Raw genomic sequence first — 20517 nt, 5'->3', positions numbered from 1 at the left:
TTAGTCAACGCACTTGAATAACATATGTCTTTATGTTAATATTATTTGTGCATGTTTCCGTAGCTCAGCAGGATAGAGCGTCCGCCTCCTAAGCGGAAGGTCGTGCGTTCGAATCGCATCGGGAACATTCGTGAAGGCTACAAGCCATGCAAAAAAGATACATAAAAGCTCAATGGGAGTTTACTCACTAGAGAGCTTTTATGTATCTTTTTTTATAGGGCGCCAGCCCGCGACGAAGGAAGCTTTGCTTCCGAGTTCATGCATGGCTTATAGCCCGCGGTAACAACAAAGGTTAGTAAATCACATATTACGGAGGGAAAAAGTTATATATGGGAAGAATTGGTTAGGTTGCTGCATTTTTTATTGGAAGTACATATTCATAGCAATAATCATCAGGTTTGTATTGTGTGCCTGCATAACTTCCGACATGCATAATAAAACGTGGCGGTTCAGATGCTGTCATCTTACGCTTGTCTACTTCCTTCCAAAATCGCTTCTCAAATTCCGGTATGACAGAGAAATCTCCGAATCCCAGGAGTGAGAATCCTGATGTTTCCTGAAAAAAGCGGATATGAGTATCCATTTCGGTATCGGGAAATACAGGAATACAAAACGTATAGTCAAGCCCGGAAATTTGTGCATTTGACAAAGCATAGCGATCCTCGATAATGCCAAACAAAGGCTCGCTCCCAAGCAATTTATAGCCCTCCTCTGCACATTTTTCATGGGCAAGATAATCAAGTTTTGCTGCTTCTTCGATAGAGAACGCAGTAATTCTTGTACAATAACATTTCACAGCAGATAACGACACAAATGATTCTGAGCTGTTGCTACGGGTGATGCGGCACTCGTATTCATCCAGGAATCGTTGCATCTTATTAAGCTTCTGCCTCTGTGTTTTCAGAAAATCTGCATTATCCACTCTATTTAGATACACATCCACGATCTCTTTTTTTGATAGTCCGATACCTTGCATTCTCTGAAACTGTCCCACAGCGGTAATGTTCTGCAAATCATAATAGCGGTATCCCGTATCCGGATTAACATAGTATGGCTTTAAGAAGCCGAATTCTTCAAGGCGAAATAGCGATGTCTTACTGATTCCACATACATGACATACCTCTGCACTTGTAAATAGCTTTCTGTTATCTGAAATAATCACGATTTCATCTCCATTTTATTGACTATACCATAGGTGGTAGTGTTTATATTATATTGATTTATCACAGATGAATCAATGTTTCGTACATTTTAGGTCGGATTATTAGAGAAAAGGAGATTAATATGAAAACAAAAAAATTGAAAATAATATCTCTTTTGCTAGTATTAACAGTTTTGCTTGCAGGCTGTAATGGAAACGTATCGTCACCTATGGAAACCAATTCTTCAGAAGATATACCTGTAAAAGCTGATATTACAAGTCAATACCGTATTACAGAGGATACAGTCCCGTTCTATGTGGAAGATGCTAGTCACAAGGAAACTATTAATCTTTACTATGTTGATGGAGGCACAGTTCCGTATATTTCCATGGATACTGTATTAGAATTCCTGCAGAATCTTCATGACAAAGAGCTTTATGAACTGGAATATAACGGAGAGCACGCGATATTTACAAGAAAAGGAACCAAGCTGACCTGTGATTTTGATTTTGAAAATGACACAATCACTTTCTTTGATTACGATGCATTCCTAAGAAATGAAGCAGGACCGATCGTCAATGTGGGTATTCCGGATGATAGCGCAATCGCGCCATTGTTTTCAGAAGAAGAGGTCTACTCAAATGACAGATATGGTAAAGTCATGACCTTCGACTTAAAACCTTATGATATAAATATAGTCCATGAAGGGGATGGTTACTATGCTCCGCTCCAGACTATTAGTGATATTATTCTCACATATAATGTCGATTTTATTCTATGTAACGGAGAAGCAGTTTTTTATGTTCCTGGTGCGCTTGATGATGATCTTGCCAAGATCTATTACTCAGCTTCCAGTACAAGGACAGAGGAGTTTGCAAAGTTTGACTATAATGAGCTCTGTCTTGCACTTGACTATGAATATGGTTTAAAGGAGATACATAATATAACCAGTTTTGATGATTTCTTCTTTGAATGTGGCGTCCGCAATAAGCTTATGGGTACAGACCAGACTGAAGCGGACATTGCCCTTAAACAGTTTATTGAGTATCAACTCGATGATCTGCACTCAGGTTTTAATACAAGATCATATATGAGCGATGAAGAGACATTCGAGAAAGCATCGGCAGAAATAGCTGGGCCATGGCGATTAAGATTTAATCACAATTCGAAGGATTTTTTAAATGCAAGAGACAAAGCATTTCCCGAGGGTGTGCCCCCATACGAGGAGATTGGGGATACTGCATATATCACATTTGATCATTTCTCACATCCTGTAGATGAAATTGATTATATGTCTGATCCGACAGAAGAAGAGCTTTATGACACTATAAGACTGATACAGTATTCAAGAGATAAGATTCTTCGCCCCGACAGTCCCATTAAGAATGTAGTAATGGATCTGTCACTTAACCCGGGCGGAACTGCTGTGTCTGCTGCTTATGTAATAGCCTTCTATCTGGGTCTTGGTGATTTGAGTGTTGTAAATACCATGACCGGCGCAGCAGGAGTTGCTGCATATCAGATTGATACTAACAGGGATGGGGAATTTAATGCAGAGGATCATCTTTCGCTAAAAGGTCTTAATCTTTATTGCCTTATTTCTCCTGAGAGTTTTTCGTGCGGAAACCTTGTCCCCAATGCTTTTATGATGTCTCCCAGAGTGACTTTGCTCGGAATGACTTCAGGGGGCGGATCGTGTGGTGTGCATCACATGTCAACCGCGGGCGGGAGCACAATACAGATATCCGGATACAAGAGGATAAGCATATTTAAAAATGGTTCTTTCTATGATATTGACAGGGGTGCCACACCTGACTTTGGCATAGCCAAGATTGACGATTATTATGACAGAAAAGCGCTAACTGATTACATAGACAATCTTTTCTAAATAAGGAGGTATTATCATGGAACTTATAGGAAATCTTAAGAAACAAGTGGAAAGTGCAAAAAACAGGGATGAAGCAAAAAAAATGATTGAAAATGCTGGATTGAAGCTGACAGATGATGAATTGAATATGGTAGCGGGCGGATCGAGTATACATGTCGCAGAAAAAGAAGATACTCGACATTATAATATGTATGGAGATTATTTGTATTAAACATCGATTCTGATAGAAAACGCGCCGATTGAACAAATCGACGCGTTCTTTCAGAATTAAAATATAGAACACAACATTATCAAAGCTGAATTGCTGTTTTAAGTGCAATTTCCATCATGTCTGTGAAGCTTGTCTGACGCTCCTGTGCTGAAAGTTCTTCACTCTTGAAGAGGTGATCAGAAATTGTAAGAATTGTAAGTGCATTCTTGTGAGCTTCTGCTGCATTCATGTAGAGAGCTGGTGTTTCCATCTCTACAGCAAGGGCTCCCATCTTCTTGTAAAGTTCGCTCTCATTGCATTTCTTGTAGAATGCATCTGATGAAAGAACATCACCTACATGATAGGTAACACCTTTTTCTTTTGCTATAGCCACTGCTTTTTCAAGAATCTTGTAGCTTGCTGTTGGAGCAAATGTTCCTGGAAGTCCGAACTGGAATCCATAATTGGAATCTGTGTGAGCACCCATTGCAAAAATGATGTCCCTTACATTAACATCGTCCTGTAATCCACCGGCGCTTCCAACTCTGATGATGTTATCCACATCATAGAAGTTAAAAAGTTCATAAGTGTAGATTCCAATTGATGGAATTCCCATACCATGTCCCATTACTGAGATTTCTTTTCCATCATACTTACCTGTAAAACCGAGCATTCCTCTTACTTCATTGAAGCACTTTATATCAGTCATAAATGTCTCAGCTATAAACTTCGCACGAAGTGGATCACCTGGCATTAAGACGGTCTTTGCTATATCACCTTTTTCTGCGCTATTATGTGGTGTTGACATAGTTTAATCTCCTTTCAATTTGCATCTGGAAAATTAATATAACCCTGCATCCAGATATTTCCTTTGAATCTTCTACCAACTGCTGGTTCTCCCAACAAATCTTCATCATTTATACAAACATCAAATTCAAGGTCATTGCAGTTCACCCGCATGATATGAATTTTCTCTTTTGTCATACTATTCTCAACTGTCCTTGTTTCTTTTATTTCACCAAGAACTGAGTAATGATCACACTCTACGCCATAAGGCATAAAGTATGAATCAACGAGACTGTATACATCCTGCTTTCTGATTTTCTTGGATAGTGTTGTGTAAAGATCCATATCGTCAAGGGTCAGGGATTCGATTGCTGTCTCATCCCCTCTCCTTGCATTATTTATTAACTTATTTCTATAATTGTTTTTCTTTTTGGCAACCTCTTTTTCCTCTTCTGTCTTGGCTATGGGCATTAGTATCTGTCCCTTAATTGACAGAGCAGAAAGAGAAAGAGTTGTTCCTCGTATTGGAAAATGATCCTCATTTTCATACTTCACATATGGAATCATATTTTGAAGGTAAAAAATAAGTGTCACTCCAATTCTTGGTTCATTACAAACTCCGGCGTATGAATATTGCGCTGCATGTCTCTCAACATTGATATCTTCTTCAGTACTTATCCCTGTTGGAACAAGATAAGGATAGTAATATTCATAAATGAATTTATCGTCCTCATCAAATTCCCCGCATACAGCAAATCCGATACCATCAGCAAAATCTCTTGCAAATTCAGCCAGTATTATGTTATCACCTGTTGTCACATATGAGCGCTTTCCTGCATTTTGTATAGAATCAGTTATTAACTTTGTAAGTTCTTTTCTATCTTTAATTTTGGAAAAACCTACCGCTCTTAAGAATTTATGCAATAAGATTTCACCTCTTTCTGAGTTTCGATTTAATAATTAGTTCTTTTTTGTAGGAACAAGAACTTCTTTTCCGCCCATGTATGGACGAAGAACTTCAGGAATTCTTACGCTTCCATCAGCCTGAAGGTTGTTCTCAAGGAATGCGATAAGCATTCTTGGAGGAGCAACAACAGTATTGTTAAGTGTATGTGCAAGGTAGTTTCCATCTTTACCTTTGATTCTGATCTTAAGTCTTCTTGCCTGTGCATCTCCAAGGTTAGAGCAGCTACCAACTTCAAAGTACTTCTTCTGTCTTGGTGACCAAGCCTCTACGTCACATGACTTGCACTTAAGGTCTGCCAAATCTCCAGAACAGCACTCAAGTGTACGAACAGGAATGTCCATAGATCTGAAAAGATCTACTGTGTTCTTCCAAAGCTTGTCATACCACTCCTTTGATTCTTCTGGTTTACATATAACAACCATTTCCTGCTTTTCAAACTGGTGAATTCTATAAACTCCACGCTCTTCTATTCCATGAGCACCTTTTTCTTTTCTGAAGCAAGGTGAATAACTTGTGAGTGCCTTTGGTACTTCATCTTCTGGAATAATCTGATCGATGAACTTACCGATCATTGAATGTTCACTAGTTCCGATAAGGTAAAGGTCTTCACCTTCGATCTTATACATCATAGCTTCCATTTCCGGGAAACTCATAACACCTGCAACAACGTTTCCATGGATCATGAAAGGTGGTACGCAGTATGTAAATCCTCTGTCGATCATGAAATCTCTTGCATATGAAATAACTGCAGAATGAAGTCTTGCGATATCACCCATAAGATAATAGAATCCATTACCTGCAACTCTTCTAGCTGCATCAAGGTCGATACCATTGAAGCTCTCCATGATATCTGTATGATAAGGAATCTCAAAATCAGGAACAACTGGCTCGCCAAACTTTTCAATCTCAACGTTCTGTGAATCATCTTTACCGATTGGAACTGACTCATCTATTATCTGAGGAATGATCATCATTTTGTTAGTAACTTCTTCATCAAGTTTCTTCTGATTTTCCTCGAGCTCTTCAAGTCTCTTTGCTTCTTTTGCTACTTCATCCTTAAGGGCCATTGCTTCGTCTTTCTTGCCCTGAGCCATGAGTCCACCAATCTCTTTAGAAATCTTGTTCTTGTGAGCACGGATTTCATCAGCTTCCTGCTGGTTTGATCTTCTCTCTTCATCAAGCTTTATTACTTCATCAACAAGAGGAAGTTTCTCATCCTGGAATTTTTTCTTGATGTTCTCTCTTACTACATCTGGGTTTTCACGTAAAAATTTAATGTCGATCATTTCGATCTCCTCCAAAAAAATATTATTAAAATATATTTATAACAATTTAATTTTAAATAAGTTGTTATCTGTTTACACTGTCAAGCGCCTGCTCTAAAGCTTTCTTTTCCTCATTGCTGAGTTCGACGTCTGCAACACCTGCATTTATTTCTTTTGAGTAAGCATAATTGATTCCGTCAGTTCCATGAACTGAATTCAAAAGAAATCCATTGTCATTTTCATCCAAAAGACATAATGAAAAACTAAGTTTTCCACCACTCTGATTGAAAGCATCATACTTTTCCAATCCTATTTTTTGGAATGTTCTGGCCATTCTTCTGTTGATGTCAATTATGTCTTTTCTGTTCTTCTCATTTTCACTTCGGATAAGCCTGTTATCATGGAACAGTCCAACAATTTCTTCTTCCAATGATTCAGCTTCTTTTCCTTGCATAAACTTGTTGTATTTCTTTTCAAGTTTTTTCAGTTTGTTTGCATTGATAATAAATAATACAAACAAAGCAATGATCAGAACTATTAGTACTATAAATATTATTGCAGGATCTAAATTTCCTATTCCTATAGCATTAAGTATTCCACTGTTCATTTTGTATTATCTCCATTTTATCCTTTACATAATCTGTCGATGATTTTTTCAAGATCGTCATTGCTATAGAACTCAATTTCAATCTTTCCTGCACCATCACCTTTAGAGATAATATCTACTTTTGTACCAACTGCCTGTTTACACTTTTCTGAAAGACTTGCATAAACTGCATCGATACTTTCATTCTTAGTATTATTCTTTTTATTCTTTGCTGGCTTTCCAAGTGACTTAACCAGTTTTTCGGTTTCTCTTACACTGAGCTTCTCGTCAAAAACTTTTTGAGCTATTGTTATCTGCTCTTCTTCATTCTCAATTGAGATTAATGCTCTTGCATGACCAGTTGAAATCTTTCCTTCGATAACCATCTGTCTTACATGGTCACACAGTTTTAATAGTCTTAATGAATTGGTAATTGTTACTCTACTCTTTGATACTTTGTCAGCAACTACATCCTGTGTATATCCAAAATCATCAATGAGCTTTTTATAAGCAAGTGCTTCTTCAATAGGATTGATATCTTCTCTCTGGATATTATCTATCAATGCTATCTCAGCAATTTCCTGTTCACTTAAATCTTTAATTATTACAGGAATTTCTTTTAAGCCGGCTTTCTTGGCAGCTCTCCATCTTCTTTCACCGCCAACTATTTCATAATGATCTTTCTTATCAGTAACAATAAGTGGATTGATTATTCCAAACTGTTTAATTGAATCAGCAAGTTCTATAAGACTATCTTCATCAAATGTTTTTCTTGGCTGACTTCTATTTGGTTCAATCTTTGTAATATTTACTGTGACTACCTGACCCTCAACATGCTTTTCTTCGGGTACTTCTTTTTTAGAAGTTGATACCTTTGCAGGTATTATTGAATCAAGGCCTTTTCCCAGACCTCTTTTAGTACTCTTTGGTGCCATTCTCCCCTCCAACTTAATCAAACTTTCTTTCTATAACTTCATCTGCAAGAAGTCTATATGCTTCTGCACCGGCTGACTTTGGTTCATATATATTTATTGGCAAGCCATAACTAGGTGCTTCAGCAAGTCTAATATTTCTAGGAATAATTGTTTTATAAACATTTTCCTGAATATGCTCTTTTACATTTTCTACAACCTGGAGTGAAAGGTTTGTTCTTGAATCAAACATTGTAAATACAACGCCTTCCATCTCAAGTTCAGGATTTAATCTATCCCTGACCAGATTAACTGTATGAACCAACTGGCTTAATCCTTCCAACGCATAGTACTCACATTGTATTGGAACCAAAACAGTATTTGCTGTAGTCATTGCATTAACTGTTAACATACTAAGTGAAGGTGGACAATCTATAACAATAAAATCATAGTTATCTTTTACTTTACTTATTGCTTCCCTAAGAATGAACTCTTTCTGATCTGCATCTATCAATTCAATTTCAACCGCTGCAAGATTAACATTTGATGGAATGATATCTACTCCATCAAGATTTTCAACAACATCTTTCTGTATAGCTTCATCGATAGAACACTCACCTATCATAAGTTCATAGATACTATTTTCAAGTTCATTTTTATCAAGACCAAAACCACTTGTTGTATTTCCCTGTGGATCAGTATCAATAACTAATACCTTTTTTCCTCTTTCAGCAAGCGCTGCCGATAGATTTATCGAAGTAGTGGTTTTTCCGACTCCACCCTTCTGGTTTGCTATCGCAATAACTCTTCCCATTTTTCCTCCTATTTTCAAAACACACTATATTAAGTATAACATCAATTCTTCAATGTGGTTTAATACATTTCATCTTTATCACTAATTATTTTTATAAATCAAGATATAGTGTTTGAAATTGTACGGTTTCACAATACAATTTTATCTTAATAATAATGTTTCACGATTATAATTACAATATCTTGGGTTTATATGTTTCACGTGAAACAATTTTTTGTATTAATAATTGTAGTTAATTGTAATGTTTCACGTGAAACATTGATTAACAAAAATAATAAAACCACAACATCTATTATAGAGGTTGTTTTGAAGGAGTACCTGCTTTGCGAGGATATTTCTTTGAAGTATTTTCTTTCTTATTAACTATACAGGTGGTTCTACTCACATCAGTTCCAGGTAAAAGAAATTCATTAGAGCTTAAAAGCTTTCCTCCTAAGAGATGAATTGCTCCTTTTGCATGTTCTAATTCTTCAGATGCTTTTTCACTTTTATAAGCAATAAAACATCCGCCAACTTTTACATAAGGGAGACAATACTCTGAAAGGGTAGACATATTTGCAACTGCTCTTGAAACTGCAATATCAAATGTCTCTCTAAGTGAACCTTCCTTTGGCTGTGAATAATCTTCTGCTCTTCCATGAAGTGTCTTGATTGAACCTTTTTCGTTAAGTTCTAATGTATCAATAACTTCATTTAAAAAATTCAATCGTTTATTCAAAGAATCCAACAATGTAATATTAAGATTAGGAAAAACTATCTTTAATGGTATACCAGGAAATCCTGCTCCAGTACCTATATCAATTAATGAATAATTTTTGGAACTAAAATCAAAATATTGGCAAGCAGAAATACTATCAACAAAATGAAGCTTACATACATCATCAAAATCTGTGATAGCTGTAAGATTCATAACTTCATTCCATTTGATAAGCAGTTCATAATATGTATTAAACTGCTCTAGTTGTCTATCAGATAAATCAATTCCATATGAACTGAAATCATCTATCATATTTTTATATTTAGTTCTCATCCTTATTACCTCTATACAATGAATCAAGATAAATAAGTAACACAGATATATCAGCAGGATTAACTCCACCAATTCTAGAAGCCTGACCAATATTTGTTGGTCTGAACTTTTCTAGTTTTTGTCTGGCTTCTAATCTAAGGCTACCAACATCATTGTAATCAATATCAACAGGAATTAATTTCTTTTCAAGTTTCTTAAACTGCTCTACCTGTCTTTCCTGTCTATTAATATAACCTTCATATCTAATAGTTATTTCTACCTGTTCAATAACATCTGAAGGAAGTTCTTTTCTATCAGTATCAATCTCAGCAATTGTTTCATATGAAAATTCTGGTCTGCAAATAAGTTCAGCCAATGAAGTTGCTGTCTTTAAAGGTGAGCTTCCATTCTTCTCCATGAAAGCCTGCATTTTACTGTTAGCACCAACGACAGTATTTTTTAATCTCTTAACTTCATTTTCTATGGCTTCAATTTTTGAAACTAACTTGTCATATCTAGTCTGATCAATCAGTCCAATATCATAGCCCTTTTTACGAAGTCTGATATCAGCGTTATCCTGTCTCAAAAGTAATCTGTATTCTGCACGAGAAGTCATCATTCTATATGGCTCAAGATTCTCTTTTGTTACAAGATCATCAACAAGAACTCCAATATATCCTTCGGATCTATCGATAGTCAGATAAGGCTTTCCAAGAATTTGCATTGATGCGTTGATTCCGGCATAAAGACCTTGAGCAGCTGCTTCTTCATATCCACTGCTTCCATTAAACTGTCCGGCACTGAACAAACCTCTAACTTCCTTTATTTCCAGATAAGGAGAAAGTTGCCCTGGACAAAGACAATCATATTCAATAGCATATGCATTCTTTACTATCTTACAATTTTCCAAACCAGGAACTGTTCTATACATAGCAAGCTGAACATCTTCAGGTAGAGATGAAGACATACCATCAATGTACATTTCATTTGTATATGTTCCTTCAGGTTCAACAAATACCTGATGCCTTTCATGATCAGGGAACTTAACAACTTTATCCTCAATTGATGGACAGTATCTGGGGCCAATTCCCTCAATAATGCCTGCATAAATTGGCGATCTATCAATGTTATTTCGTATTATTTCATGTGTTTTTTCATTGGTATATGTCAACCAGCATGAAACCTGTGGCTTTTGAACATCTGCAGCGTCTGTATCAAAAGAAAAAGGAACAACCGGATCATCACCAAACTGTTCAGACATCTTTGAATAATCAATAGTACGACCATCCATACGAGCAGGTGTTCCTGTCTTAAATCTTCTAAGTAAAATGCCTGCATTAATAAGTGACTCAGACAAATAATTAGAAGGCAAAAGACCATTGGGTCCACTATAAGTGATGGACTCACCTGTAAGACATCTACTTTTTAGATAAGTCCCGGTGCAAAGAATAACTGCTTTTGCTTCATATATCATTCCGGAAAAAATCTTAACTCCGGTAATTTTCTTTTTATAACCATCATCGTTATACTCTTCAAAAAGTATCTCTGAGACTTCTGCCTGCTTGATTGTAAGATTATCCTGAGCTTCAAGCACTTTTCTCATTTCTTTGGAGTACTCCATCTTATCTGCCTGACATCTAAGAGAATGTACAGCAGGTCCCTTTGAAGTATTAAGCATTTTTGACTGAAGAAATGTCTTATCAATATTTTTTCCCATTTCTCCACCAAGAGCATCAATCTCTCTTACCAAATGTCCTTTTGAAGATCCACCAATATGTGGATTACATGGCATGAATGCAATATTATCAGCGCTCATTGTAAAGATAATAGTATTAAGACCAAGCCTGCTAGAAGCAAGAGCAGCTTCACATCCTGCATGACCAGCACCAATAACAATTACATCATATTTTTCTCGAATATCTATCATAAATTATTTACCCATACAGAACTTAGAGAAGATTTCTTCAACCAGATCATCTCCAACTTCTTCACCAATTATTTCACCAAGTGCAGCATATGCGTTTGTAAGATCTACATTGTAAAAATCCTCAGAAAGATCTTTATCAATACTATCAATTACAAGCAATAAACTATCATAAGCTTCCTTTAATAAAGACTTATGTCTCAAGTTCGTAATATACAATTCCTGTTTAGGAACAATATCGCCATTCAAAAAAAGATCAGCAACAGCTTCCTTTAATTCCTGAATGCCGTTTCCTTTAAGCATTGAGGTACTAATAACAGGTAATTTATCAGTTTTATACTCTGAAAATTGCATACGAAGGATATCTTCTGTTATTTTAATATTATCAGAAAGATCGTTTTTATTTAATAGAACAATGGTCTTTTTATCTTTGCAAAGATCAATGATCTGTTTATCCTCATCATCAAGAGCTGAAGTAGAATCTAATATATATAATACAAGATCCGCTTCACTCACTTTACTTTTGGCTTTATCAACGCCAATTTTTTCTATAACATCATCTGTATCTCTGATACCGGCAGTATCAATAACATGAAGAACAATATCCCCGAGCCTAACGGTCTCTTCAATAATATCTCTTGTTGTACCGGCAATATCAGTAACTATTGCTCTCTCATCTCCTGTTAAAGTGTTCAAAAGAGATGACTTACCAGCATTAGGTTTACCAACAATTACTGTTTTTATTCCATCTTTTCTGATCTTACCTTCATCTGCAGTATTGATCAAAAAGCTAATTTCTGAATTAACAGATTCGATTATTCCTCTTAATATTTCAGGAAAACCTGTAAGATCATAATTCTCAGGATCATCCAAAGCAGATTCAATAAATGCCATCTGATAAAGAATCTTTTCTCTAAGCTCTTTTATCTTAGAATAAACTTTTCCCTGAAGCTGTGACCTGGAACTCTCAAGTGCAAAATTATTCTGAGCGCTGATAACATCCATGATAGCTTCTGCTTTTGTCAGGTCAATACGACCATTCAAAAAAGCTCTCTTTGTAAATTCACCTGGTTCAGCTAATCTACAACCATTTTTCAATAAAAGTTGTAAGATTTCATTCATCACCAGCATTCCACCATGTGAATTGATTTCTATAACATCTTCTTTTGTATAACTATGGGGAGCCTTCATATAAGAAATCATGACTTCATCTATGATTTTAGAATCATCACAAATATATCCAAAACGAATTGAATTGGGATTGTGGTTAATAAGTGTGTGTTCCTTATTAGCTGAAATATAGATTTTATCGCATATTGAAACTGCATCATTTCCACTAACTCTGATAATACCAATACCGGCATCAGACATAGCAGTTGCAATAGCACAAATAGTATCATTACTAAAATTATTAAGTACAGTAGACATATGAAGTCCTCTCACTTACTTAAATAATACCCCAAGGAACAAATTGTCCAAGGGGTATTTGATTAACATTATTTCTTTAAAGTAACTACTACTCTTCTAAATGGTTCTTCACCTTCACTATGTGTTGTAACATATCTGTCATTCTGAAGAGCTGAATGAATAATTCTTCTTTCATAAGGATTCATAGGTTCAAGAGCAACTGACTGTCTTGACTTTCTAACCTTATAAGAAATATTCTTAGCAAGATTTTCAAGAGTAGCTTTTCTTCTTTCACGGTAGTTTTCTGTATCAACTTTTACATGAATGTAATCAGCCTGTCCTCTGTTAACAACAAGGGAAATAAGATACTGTAAAGAATCAAGTGTCTGACCTCTCTTACCAATGAGAACCCCCATTTCAGGTCCATTTAACTCAACATCAAGGATCTTATCCTGCTGATTAAACTTAGTCTCAACATTAACTTCCATTTTCATGGCTTCGAATACTTCTTTTAAGAATTCATTAGCCTTATTGCAAAGATCATCACTATCAACAGATGCATTGTTAACTTTAACTTCTTCAGCTTTTTTCTCAGGAGCTTTTTTTGTTTCAACAACTTCTTCTGTCTTTACTTCTGAGACTTCTTTCTCTTCTTTTACTCTTGCTTTTATAACTGCAGGCTTGGAATTGATACCAAGAAATCCTGTTGAACCAGCGGAAATAACTTCATAATCAAGTTTATCACTGGTAACTGTAAATGTTTCGCAAGCTTCTGTAATAGCATCATCAACATTCTTTGCGCTAAACTCTCTGTATTCCATTTTATCCTCCACATAAGGAAATCTTATTTATTTATTATTTTTTTCGTTGAACTCTTTAACCATATTGGCTTTGGCAAGAAGTGAATCCTTACGAATTTCCTTACCATTAAACTTAGCTCTTACATCCTCAAGCTGCTTTTCTTTTTCAGAATCAGACTTCACAGAAGTATTAGCGCTAGAACTAATATTTCTTGTAGACATGTTAGCATATCTGTTCATCTGAGGAGTAGATTTCATCTTCTCCATCTTCTGCTTATATTTCTCAGTATTCTTTGCAATTTCAGCATCGATATCAATCTTATCGATATGTTTGTTGATAACGATCTGCTGAATTGATCTAACTACAGCACCGGCAATCCAATAAAGACCCATACCTGCAGGAAGATTGAAACAGAAAAATGCTGACATCAGAGGCATCATAATGTTCATAGTCTTCATAGACTGCTGCATTTGAGCTGCTGGATCATCAGGATCGATTTTTCCATTATTGTCAGTCTGCTGAGGCATAAGCTTTGTGTTGATCCACTGAGTAAGGGCTGCAAGAACAGGAACAATAATTCCACCAATAAGAAGAATGAAGTTCTTGTTTGCAAAAGCAGTCTGAACCATGTACATAGGTGAATCACCAATGTTAAGTCCAAGGAAAGAGTTAAACTGATTCAGCTGTGCATGTGTACTATTAATAGAATCAGCTAAGCTTCCAAAATTAGAAGTAAGTGCATCCCAATCAGCTGTTGATGCTTTATTAAGAACATCAACCAATGTGTTTTCCACATAAGTCGGATCACCTGATGTGAATAACTCGTTGTTAAACTGACCTGAGTAGTTCTTGGCACTTGATAAAGTTTCCTGAATAAAAGCAACAGCTCCATCAGTATTACGTAACTGCTCAACAAGTGGATAAAACGCATTTTTAACAATAGTAACATATGCTGGAATAGAATAAATAACACGATAAAGAGCAAACAAAATAGGCATCTGGATTATAAGCTGAAGACAGCTACCAGTCTGAGAAACACCATACTTTGCATAAAGCTCTTTTGTTTCCTCCTGCATAGCAAGCATAGAATCGTTGTCTTTTTTTCCTTTATACTTAGCCTGTATAGCCTTAAGTTCAGGACTCATTTTAGACTGAAGTTTGGAAAATTTCTGCTGCTTGTATGTAAGTGGTAAAAGACATAAATAGATAACTAAAGTGAAAATGATAATAGCAAGACCAATGTTTGGAATACCGATGGCATTTAAAATATTGAAAATACCATTCATGATGTGTCCCAATACCCAAGCTACAGGCCCTACTATCTTACCCTGATAAGGGGTTAAAAAAAATGCTCCCGTCAAAATTGACCTCCTCTAAAGCCTACGGAACCGGATCATATCCGCCGCTTGAGAAAGGATTACATCTAAGTATCCTCCATGCAGCCAAAAGTCCCCCTTTAAGGGCTCCGTATTTTTCTATTGCTTCTAGTCCATATTCAGAACATGTAGGAATATATGGACATTTTGTTCTTTTTAATGGAGACAGATACTTCCTATAAAATTTAATTAAATAGATAAGTATTTCTTTCATAAATCACCGCCATTTTTCATTATGCGGGCCTTCCCAGCCAGGCTTAATACTGATTTCTCAATATCAAAAAAATTCGCATCTTTTGCACAGGCCCTGGCCACGACTACTATATCCAAACCACTATTGAATATATCTTCATGTAGTCGGTACGATTCTCGAACAAGTCTTGCAAATCTGTGCCTTACAACACTGTTCCCAACTTTTTTACTACATGAAATCCCTAGTTTATTTCTGGAACCTTCATTTTTCCACACATAAATAACAATATTTTTGTCAGCGTAACTCTTTCCGTTCCTATAAACATTCAGGAAATCATTCGTTTTTTTCATAGATTCTGAAAAAAGCATCATATTATCCTTTTTTATTAAGAAGAAAAAAGGCCACAGTAATTGCGGCCTTTAATATCATGCAGATAATCTCTTTCTTCCCTTTGCTCTTCTAGCAGCGAGTACTTTTCTGCCGCCCTTTGTAGCCATTCTTGCTCTGAAGCCGTGAACTCTGGCTCTCTGAAGCTTATGAGGCTGGAATGTCATCTTCATATTGGAAACACCTCCTTCTTATACAAACTAACCTATAAAGGTCCGTCAAATGAGAAAATTCATTATATGAACAATCTCAAAATTATCCAGTGTGGAAAAAATCTTTATAATTATAAAAAATAAAAAGGCCGAAGTCAAGCCATTAATGGACACAAAATCATATAATAAATCACTAATTTTTTTTCTAAAAAAATATAAACAATATGTAGTATTAAAAAAAATTATCCACAGCTAAATGTTGAATTTGTGGACAACCTGTTGATTATTAATTTTTGAACTATTTTATCCACAATTTTCCTCAAATTTGTGGATAAGCCAGTACATTAATTGGGTATATTTTATTCAAACCCGTGATTTTATGGGCATTCTAAGTGTAGATAGCTCCACGTGGAAAACAGAACACTTTTCCACAGTGAAAAAAAGTATCTAAAAATAATCAATTTTAGAAATAAGTTATCCACAATTTGAGTTTGTTTGATATTTATAGCCTTTTAATATACAATAATTAAAGTCTAAAATTATGCTTGTTGGGAGTTTTTTCATGCAATCATCTAAAGAAATCACAGAAAAATTAAGAGATAATTGGGAGTCGATTAAACATACAATAAAGATAGAATCCGGTATTACAGAAATATCATATCGTACCTGGATTGATCCTTTAACTGTATATAGTGTTCAGGATAATAATGTGAAAATTCTTATTCCATCCGATAATTCCATGGCACTTCAGTACATAATCAATCACTACATGGACTTTATTCGCGTTACGATCTCTGAGTTTTTGGAACTCATGATCGACGTAACTTTCATTTTGAACAAAGATATTATTAATAATGAAGAAACTCAAAATGAAAACGACGAGAATAATGCAAGAGCCTATGAAAACAATGCAAATTATGAGCATTCAAATCTCAATCCCAAATATAGATTTGATACTTTCGTAGTAGGCAGCAACAACAAATTTGCCCACTCTGCATCTCTTGCAGTAGCTGAATCACCAGGAATTTCCTACAATCCTCTTTTCTTATATGGTGGACCTGGTCTTGGAAAAACTCACCTTATGCATTCAATTGGTCATTTCATTATGGAACATGATCACAGGGCTAAAGTATTATATGTAACATCTGAACAGTTCACTAATGAAGTTATTGAATCCATCAGAAGTGGTAAAACAGAGAGTATGTCAAAACTCCGTGAAAAATACAGAACTGTTGATGTTCTTATGGTCGATGACGTACAGTTTATTATAGGAAAAGAATCAACACAGGAAGAGTTTTTCCACACTTTCAACGAGCTTCATCAGGCTGGAAAACAGATAATTCTTTCATCTGATAAACCACCTAAAGAGATGGAAACACTTGAAGAGAGATTCAGATCAAGATTTGAAATGGGTCTTATAGCTGATATTCAGTCACCTGACTATGAGACCAGAATGGCCATCCTTAGAAAGAACTCTGAAAACTATGGCAAAAACATCGATGATGAAGTAATTGATTACATTGCTACAAACATTAAATCAAATATTCGAGAGCTTGAAGGTGCATATAACAAGATAATTGCTTATTCACGACTTAACAACGTAGATGTTACATTAGAGAACGCTATGGAAGCTCTCAAGGATATTATTTACCCTGATAAATCAAAAGTAATCACACCACAGCTCATTATCGACACAGTTTGTGAACAGTACGGGACCAAAAAAGAGGATATCCTTTCCAAAAAGAGAAATTCAGATATTGTTCTTCCACGTCAGATAATAATGTACCTGTGCAGAATACATACTGATTCTTCATTAGAAGAAATAGGAAAACTTCTGGGTAAAAAAGATCACACAACAGTTATGAACGGAATAAATAAGATTAAAAAGAAAATAACTGTTGATGATGAACTCAACAAAAACATAGATATAATAATGAAAAAAATCAATCCATCACTTTAATTAACAAACAAATGTGGATAACCTTGGTGATTAGTTGTGATTTAAAAGAGGATTATCTGTTATTTGTGGGTGGATAAGAAAAACTAGTACTCATTTGTTAAAATTTGGCTTGTTTATAACTTTTTAATTTTCAACATGAAATTTTTTCTTTTCAACAATCAAAAAATTGTAAAAAAGCCGCATAAATAGTATAATAGAATAGGTTTTACACTTATCAACAGCTATTATTAATTCTTTTATTATTTATTTATAATATTTTTATATTTACGCATGCGAAGGGAGTAATAATTCAAAATGAAATTTGTTTGCTCTAAATCTAATCTTGTGAGTGGACTCCAAATTGTATCAAAAGCAGTTCCTTCTAAAACAACAATGTCTATTCTTGAATGTATACTTGTTGATGCAACAGAAGGTGTTATAAAGTTTATTGCCAATGATATGGAACTTGGTATTCAGACTATAGTAGACGGAGATATTGTAGAAAGAGGTTTTATAGCACTTGATGCTAAGCTCTTTGTAGATATAGTTAGAAAACTCCCTGATAATAACGTTACGATCGAATCTGATTCATCCAATAAAGTTACAATTAGCTGCGAGAAAGCAAAGTTTAATCTTATTGGCAGAAAGGGTGATGACTTTACATATCTTCCATCTATTGAAAAAATTGATGGAGTTTCAGTTTCACACCTTACACTTAGAAATGTAATTCAGCAGACAATCTTTTCAATTTCAGAGAACGATGCCAACAAGATGATGGCTGGTGAGCTTTTTGAGGTTGATGGTGAGAATTTAAAGCTTGTTTCTCTTGATGGTCACAGAATTTCTATCAGAAAAGTTAAGCTTGGTGGAAGTTATTCATACAAAAAAGTAATCGTTCCAGGAAAAACACTTGGTGAAATAAGCAAGATCTTAAGTGACAGTGCTGATAAGATGGTCAGCATCTACTTCACAGACAAGCACGTATTATTTGAGTTTGATAAGACAATTGTTGTTTCAAGACTTATTGAAGGTGAGTATTTCAGTATTGACCAGATGCTTTCAAGCGACTATGAAACAAAGATGTCCATCAATAGAAAAGAGTTCCTTGAGTGTATAGACAGAGCAACTCTTCTTGTAAAAGAAGGAGATAAGAAGCCTGTTATCATTTCAGTTACTGATGGAAAAATGGAACTTAAGATCAATTCAGCCATTGGTAGTATGGATGAAGAAATCGATATTGAGAAGCAGGGTAAGGATCTTATGATCGGATTCAATCCAAAATTCCTTATTGATGCGCTCAGAGTAATTGAAGACGAGACAGTTGATATTTATCTTGTTAATCCTAAGGCACCATGCTTTATCAGAGACAAAGACGGATCATATATTTATCTTGTTCTTCCTGTCAACTTCACAACTGTTGACTAATAAAAACAAAAAGGAAATATCATGGAAATAGTAAAACTTAGAGAACAGGATGATTTTATTAAGCTCGGACAGGCCCTTAAAAAGGCAGGTCTCGAGCAATCTGGTGTTGATGCCAAGATGGATATTCAGGCAGGACTTGTAAAGGTTAACGGAGAAATTGAGGAAAGACGTGGCCGCAAGCTATATGATGGAGACATTTTGGAATATAATGGCACACAGGTAAAAATAGAAAAATGATAATAAAATCATTAGAGTTATCTGATTTTAGAAATTACGAAAATTTAAAAATAGATTTTAGTAGTGGAACTAATATTCTCTATGGCGATAATGCCCAGGGAAAGACCAATATCCTTGAAGCTATATTTATGTCAGCTACCACTAAGTCACACAAGGGTAGCAAGGATAAAGAGATTATTAGATTTGGAAAAGATGAGGCTCATATCAGGACTATTCTTGACAGAGACAACGCAGAATATCGTGTTGATATGCATCTTAGGAGTAGTAAGACCAAGGGAATTGCAATTGATGGTCAAAAGATAAAACGGGCTTCGGATCTTATTGGAAAGTTAAACGTAGTTTTTTTCTCACCTGAAGATCTTAGTATCATAAAAAACGGACCTTCTGAGAGACGCAGATTCATGGATATGGAGCTGTGTCAGCTTGATCAGGTATATTTAAATAGTCTATCTAAATACAATAAACTTGTTGTCGAAAGAAACAAAGTTCTAAAAGATCTGTTTGATCATCCTGAAAACAGCGTTCTTCTTGATGTTCAGGATAAGCAGTTATGCGAATATGGATCTGTCATAATCAAGACTAGAGAAAAATTCATTGGTGATCTTAATGAAATAATAAGACCTATTCATAATAAGCTTACAGGTGGTAAAGAAGACCTGTCGATTTATTATGAGCCAAATGTGGATGCAACTGATTTTGAAAAGAAATTAAGTTCTTCCAGACAAAGAGATATCTATGCAAAGCAGACCACAGTTGGCCCTCACAAGGATGATTTTTCTTTTATCGTAAAAAGAAATAGCGATAACAGTGAAAAAATTGATATAAGAAAATTTGGATCACAAGGGCAACAAAGGACAGCATCTTTGTCATTAAAGCTATCTGAAATTGAAATTGTGAAAAAAGCTAAAAAAGAAAATCCGGTTCTTTTGCTTGATGATGTATTGTCAGAACTTGATAGCAATAGACAGAATTACCTTCTTAACACAATAGGAGATATTCAGACAATTATCACATGTACCGGACTTGATGAATTTGTTAATAACAGATTTGAAATAGATAAACTGTTCAAAGTAACTGAAGGAACAGTAAATAGTGAAAACTAAGAAATGGAGCAAATA

The 20517-nt window shown here is 35.2% G+C and carries 21 protein-coding genes and 1 tRNA gene; 7 read left to right on the top strand and 15 right to left on the bottom strand.

Translation table 11 applies throughout. The features are described from left to right. Positions 1–53: 53 nt before the first annotated feature. Positions 54–127 (top strand) — tRNA-Arg (locus tag C4S54_RS13330). Positions 128–343: 216 nt separating this feature from the next. Here C4S54_RS13330 and C4S54_RS13325 read toward each other — a convergent pair. Then, entirely contained in the window at positions 344–1162 is an 819-nt protein-coding gene (locus tag C4S54_RS13325) for a MerR family transcriptional regulator (protein WP_103869952.1), read from the bottom strand. 122 nt (positions 1163–1284) lie between these two features. Here C4S54_RS13325 and C4S54_RS13320 point away from each other — a divergent pair, with 122 nt between their 5' ends. Together C4S54_RS13320 and C4S54_RS13315 are read left to right on the top strand one after the other, a co-directional pair. Next, a complete protein-coding gene (locus C4S54_RS13320) occupies positions 1285–3030 on the top strand; it encodes a S41 family peptidase (protein ID WP_103869951.1) in 1746 nt (581 codons plus the stop codon). Positions 3031–3046: 16 nt separating this feature from the next. Continuing rightward, positions 3047–3241 (top strand): hypothetical protein, encoded by a 195-nt coding sequence (locus C4S54_RS13315; RefSeq protein ID WP_103869950.1) that lies wholly within the window; start codon positions 3047–3049, stop codon positions 3239–3241. A 79-nt stretch (positions 3242–3320) separates the two neighbouring features. Here the strand turns inward: C4S54_RS13315 and deoD are convergent, their stop codons facing one another. From deoD to rpmH, 14 genes are all read right to left on the bottom strand, one after another. Next, complete coding sequence (deoD, locus tag C4S54_RS13310; RefSeq protein WP_022772195.1) at positions 3321–4028, bottom strand: purine-nucleoside phosphorylase; 708 nt, start codon at positions 4026–4028, stop codon at positions 3321–3323. Between the two features lie 14 nt (positions 4029–4042). Continuing rightward, positions 4043–4930, bottom strand: a complete 888-nt coding sequence (locus C4S54_RS13305; protein ID WP_022772193.1) for a DUF3881 family protein — start codon at positions 4928–4930, stop codon at positions 4043–4045. 36 nt (positions 4931–4966) lie between these two features. Then, positions 4967–6259, bottom strand: coding sequence for a serine--tRNA ligase (gene serS / locus C4S54_RS13300; protein ID WP_103869949.1), 1293 nt, complete (start codon positions 6257–6259; stop codon positions 4967–4969). A gap of 64 nt (positions 6260–6323) precedes the next feature. Beyond that, complete coding sequence (locus tag C4S54_RS13295; protein WP_103869948.1) at positions 6324–6845, bottom strand: DUF4446 family protein; 522 nt, start codon at positions 6843–6845, stop codon at positions 6324–6326. A gap of 17 nt (positions 6846–6862) precedes the next feature. Beyond that, positions 6863–7759, bottom strand: a complete 897-nt coding sequence (locus C4S54_RS13290; RefSeq protein ID WP_103869947.1) for a ParB/RepB/Spo0J family partition protein — start codon at positions 7757–7759, stop codon at positions 6863–6865. 13 nt (positions 7760–7772) lie between these two features. Then, positions 7773–8549 carry a ParA family protein gene (locus C4S54_RS13285; protein WP_103869946.1) on the bottom strand — a complete coding sequence of 259 codons (777 nt, stop codon included), beginning with the start codon at positions 8547–8549 and terminating at the stop codon, positions 7773–7775. 292 nt (positions 8550–8841) lie between these two features. After that, positions 8842–9579, bottom strand: coding sequence for a 16S rRNA (guanine(527)-N(7))-methyltransferase RsmG (gene rsmG / locus C4S54_RS13280; protein ID WP_103869945.1), 738 nt, complete (start codon positions 9577–9579; stop codon positions 8842–8844). After that, on the bottom strand, positions 9569–11485 hold the full coding sequence (gene mnmG / locus C4S54_RS13275; protein ID WP_103869944.1) for a tRNA uridine-5-carboxymethylaminomethyl(34) synthesis enzyme MnmG: 1917 nt from the start codon (positions 11483–11485) through the stop codon (positions 9569–9571). The genes rsmG and mnmG overlap by 11 nt, the downstream gene beginning before the upstream one ends. Positions 11486–11488: 3 nt before the next feature. Next, the gene (gene mnmE / locus C4S54_RS13270; protein ID WP_103869943.1) at positions 11489–12910 is read right to left on the bottom strand and encodes a tRNA uridine-5-carboxymethylaminomethyl(34) synthesis GTPase MnmE; all 1422 of its coding nucleotides are present in this window, start codon (positions 12908–12910) and stop codon (positions 11489–11491) included. A 68-nt stretch (positions 12911–12978) separates the two neighbouring features. After that, entirely contained in the window at positions 12979–13710 is a 732-nt protein-coding gene (jag, locus tag C4S54_RS13265) for an RNA-binding cell elongation regulator Jag/EloR (RefSeq protein WP_103869942.1), read from the bottom strand. A 27-nt stretch (positions 13711–13737) separates the two neighbouring features. Further along, complete coding sequence (locus C4S54_RS13260) at positions 13738–15051, bottom strand: YidC/Oxa1 family membrane protein insertase (RefSeq protein WP_242973819.1); 1314 nt, start codon at positions 15049–15051, stop codon at positions 13738–13740. A gap of 19 nt (positions 15052–15070) precedes the next feature. Continuing rightward, positions 15071–15280 (bottom strand): membrane protein insertion efficiency factor YidD, encoded by a 210-nt coding sequence (yidD, locus tag C4S54_RS13255; protein ID WP_022772180.1) that lies wholly within the window; start codon positions 15278–15280, stop codon positions 15071–15073. Then, positions 15277–15627: a ribonuclease P protein component gene (gene rnpA, locus C4S54_RS13250; RefSeq protein ID WP_103869973.1), complete on the bottom strand. Its 351-nt coding sequence runs from the start codon at positions 15625–15627 to the stop codon at positions 15277–15279. Before rnpA ends, yidD begins: the two co-directional genes overlap by 4 nt. 57 nt (positions 15628–15684) lie before the next feature. Then, positions 15685–15819, bottom strand: coding sequence for a 50S ribosomal protein L34 (gene rpmH / locus C4S54_RS13245; RefSeq protein WP_013282343.1), 135 nt, complete (start codon positions 15817–15819; stop codon positions 15685–15687). Positions 15820–16360: 541 nt separating this feature from the next. Between rpmH and dnaA the strand changes: the two genes are divergently transcribed. The 4 genes from dnaA to recF all read left to right on the top strand — a co-directional run bounded on the left by dnaA (position 16361) and on the right by recF (position 20502). After that, positions 16361–17758: a chromosomal replication initiator protein DnaA gene (dnaA, locus tag C4S54_RS13240; RefSeq protein WP_022772177.1), complete on the top strand. Its 1398-nt coding sequence runs from the start codon at positions 16361–16363 to the stop codon at positions 17756–17758. Positions 17759–18052: 294 nt separating this feature from the next. Beyond that, entirely contained in the window at positions 18053–19162 is a 1110-nt protein-coding gene (gene dnaN / locus C4S54_RS13235) for a DNA polymerase III subunit beta (RefSeq protein ID WP_022772176.1), read from the top strand. A gap of 21 nt (positions 19163–19183) precedes the next feature. Next, positions 19184–19399 carry an RNA-binding S4 domain-containing protein gene (locus C4S54_RS13230; protein ID WP_022772174.1) on the top strand — a complete coding sequence of 72 codons (216 nt, stop codon included), beginning with the start codon at positions 19184–19186 and terminating at the stop codon, positions 19397–19399. After that, on the top strand, positions 19396–20502 hold the full coding sequence (recF, locus tag C4S54_RS13225) for a DNA replication/repair protein RecF (protein WP_022772173.1): 1107 nt from the start codon (positions 19396–19398) through the stop codon (positions 20500–20502). Before C4S54_RS13230 ends, recF begins: the two co-directional genes overlap by 4 nt. Positions 20503–20517: the final 15 nt, after the last annotated feature.

Origin of the sequence: Butyrivibrio sp. Su6, from assembly GCF_900108105.1 — a bacterium.
In the GTDB taxonomy this organism is placed as follows: domain Bacteria; phylum Bacillota; class Clostridia; order Lachnospirales; family Lachnospiraceae; genus Butyrivibrio.
Note: the sequence above shows the minus strand (reverse complement) of the source record. Positions and strands in the feature narration are given on the sequence as shown.

Excerpts from the sequence above, each read along its gene's own strand:
- C4S54_RS13320 (WP_103869951.1), top strand. The coding sequence starts at position 1,285 with ATGAAAACAAAAAAATTGAAAATAATATCTCTTTTGCTAGTATTAACA.
- C4S54_RS13315 (WP_103869950.1), top strand. The coding sequence starts at position 3,047 with ATGGAACTTATAGGAAATCTTAAGAAACAAGTGGAAAGTGCAAAAAAC.
- deoD (WP_022772195.1), bottom strand. The coding sequence starts at position 4,028 with ATGTCAACACCACATAATAGCGCAGAAAAAGGTGATATAGCAAAGACC.
- serS (WP_103869949.1), bottom strand. The coding sequence starts at position 6,259 with ATGATCGACATTAAATTTTTACGTGAAAACCCAGATGTAGTAAGAGAG.
- C4S54_RS13295 (WP_103869948.1), bottom strand. The coding sequence starts at position 6,845 with ATGAACAGTGGAATACTTAATGCTATAGGAATAGGAAATTTAGATCCT.
- C4S54_RS13290 (WP_103869947.1), bottom strand. The coding sequence starts at position 7,759 with ATGGCACCAAAGAGTACTAAAAGAGGTCTGGGAAAAGGCCTTGATTCA.
- C4S54_RS13285 (WP_103869946.1), bottom strand. The coding sequence starts at position 8,549 with ATGGGAAGAGTTATTGCGATAGCAAACCAGAAGGGTGGAGTCGGAAAA.
- rsmG (WP_103869945.1), bottom strand. The coding sequence starts at position 9,579 with ATGAGAACTAAATATAAAAATATGATAGATGATTTCAGTTCATATGGA.
- mnmG (WP_103869944.1), bottom strand. The coding sequence starts at position 11,485 with ATGATAGATATTCGAGAAAAATATGATGTAATTGTTATTGGTGCTGGT.
- mnmE (WP_103869943.1), bottom strand. The coding sequence starts at position 12,910 with ATGTCTACTGTACTTAATAATTTTAGTAATGATACTATTTGTGCTATT.
- jag (WP_103869942.1), bottom strand. The coding sequence starts at position 13,710 with ATGGAATACAGAGAGTTTAGCGCAAAGAATGTTGATGATGCTATTACA.
- yidD (WP_022772180.1), bottom strand. The coding sequence starts at position 15,280 with ATGAAAGAAATACTTATCTATTTAATTAAATTTTATAGGAAGTATCTG.
- rnpA (WP_103869973.1), bottom strand. The coding sequence starts at position 15,627 with ATGCTTTTTTCAGAATCTATGAAAAAAACGAATGATTTCCTGAATGTT.
- rpmH (WP_013282343.1), bottom strand. The coding sequence starts at position 15,819 with ATGAAGATGACATTCCAGCCTCATAAGCTTCAGAGAGCCAGAGTTCAC.
- dnaA (WP_022772177.1), top strand. The coding sequence starts at position 16,361 with ATGCAATCATCTAAAGAAATCACAGAAAAATTAAGAGATAATTGGGAG.
- dnaN (WP_022772176.1), top strand. The coding sequence starts at position 18,053 with ATGAAATTTGTTTGCTCTAAATCTAATCTTGTGAGTGGACTCCAAATT.
- C4S54_RS13230 (WP_022772174.1), top strand. The coding sequence starts at position 19,184 with ATGGAAATAGTAAAACTTAGAGAACAGGATGATTTTATTAAGCTCGGA.
- recF (WP_022772173.1), top strand. The coding sequence starts at position 19,396 with ATGATAATAAAATCATTAGAGTTATCTGATTTTAGAAATTACGAAAAT.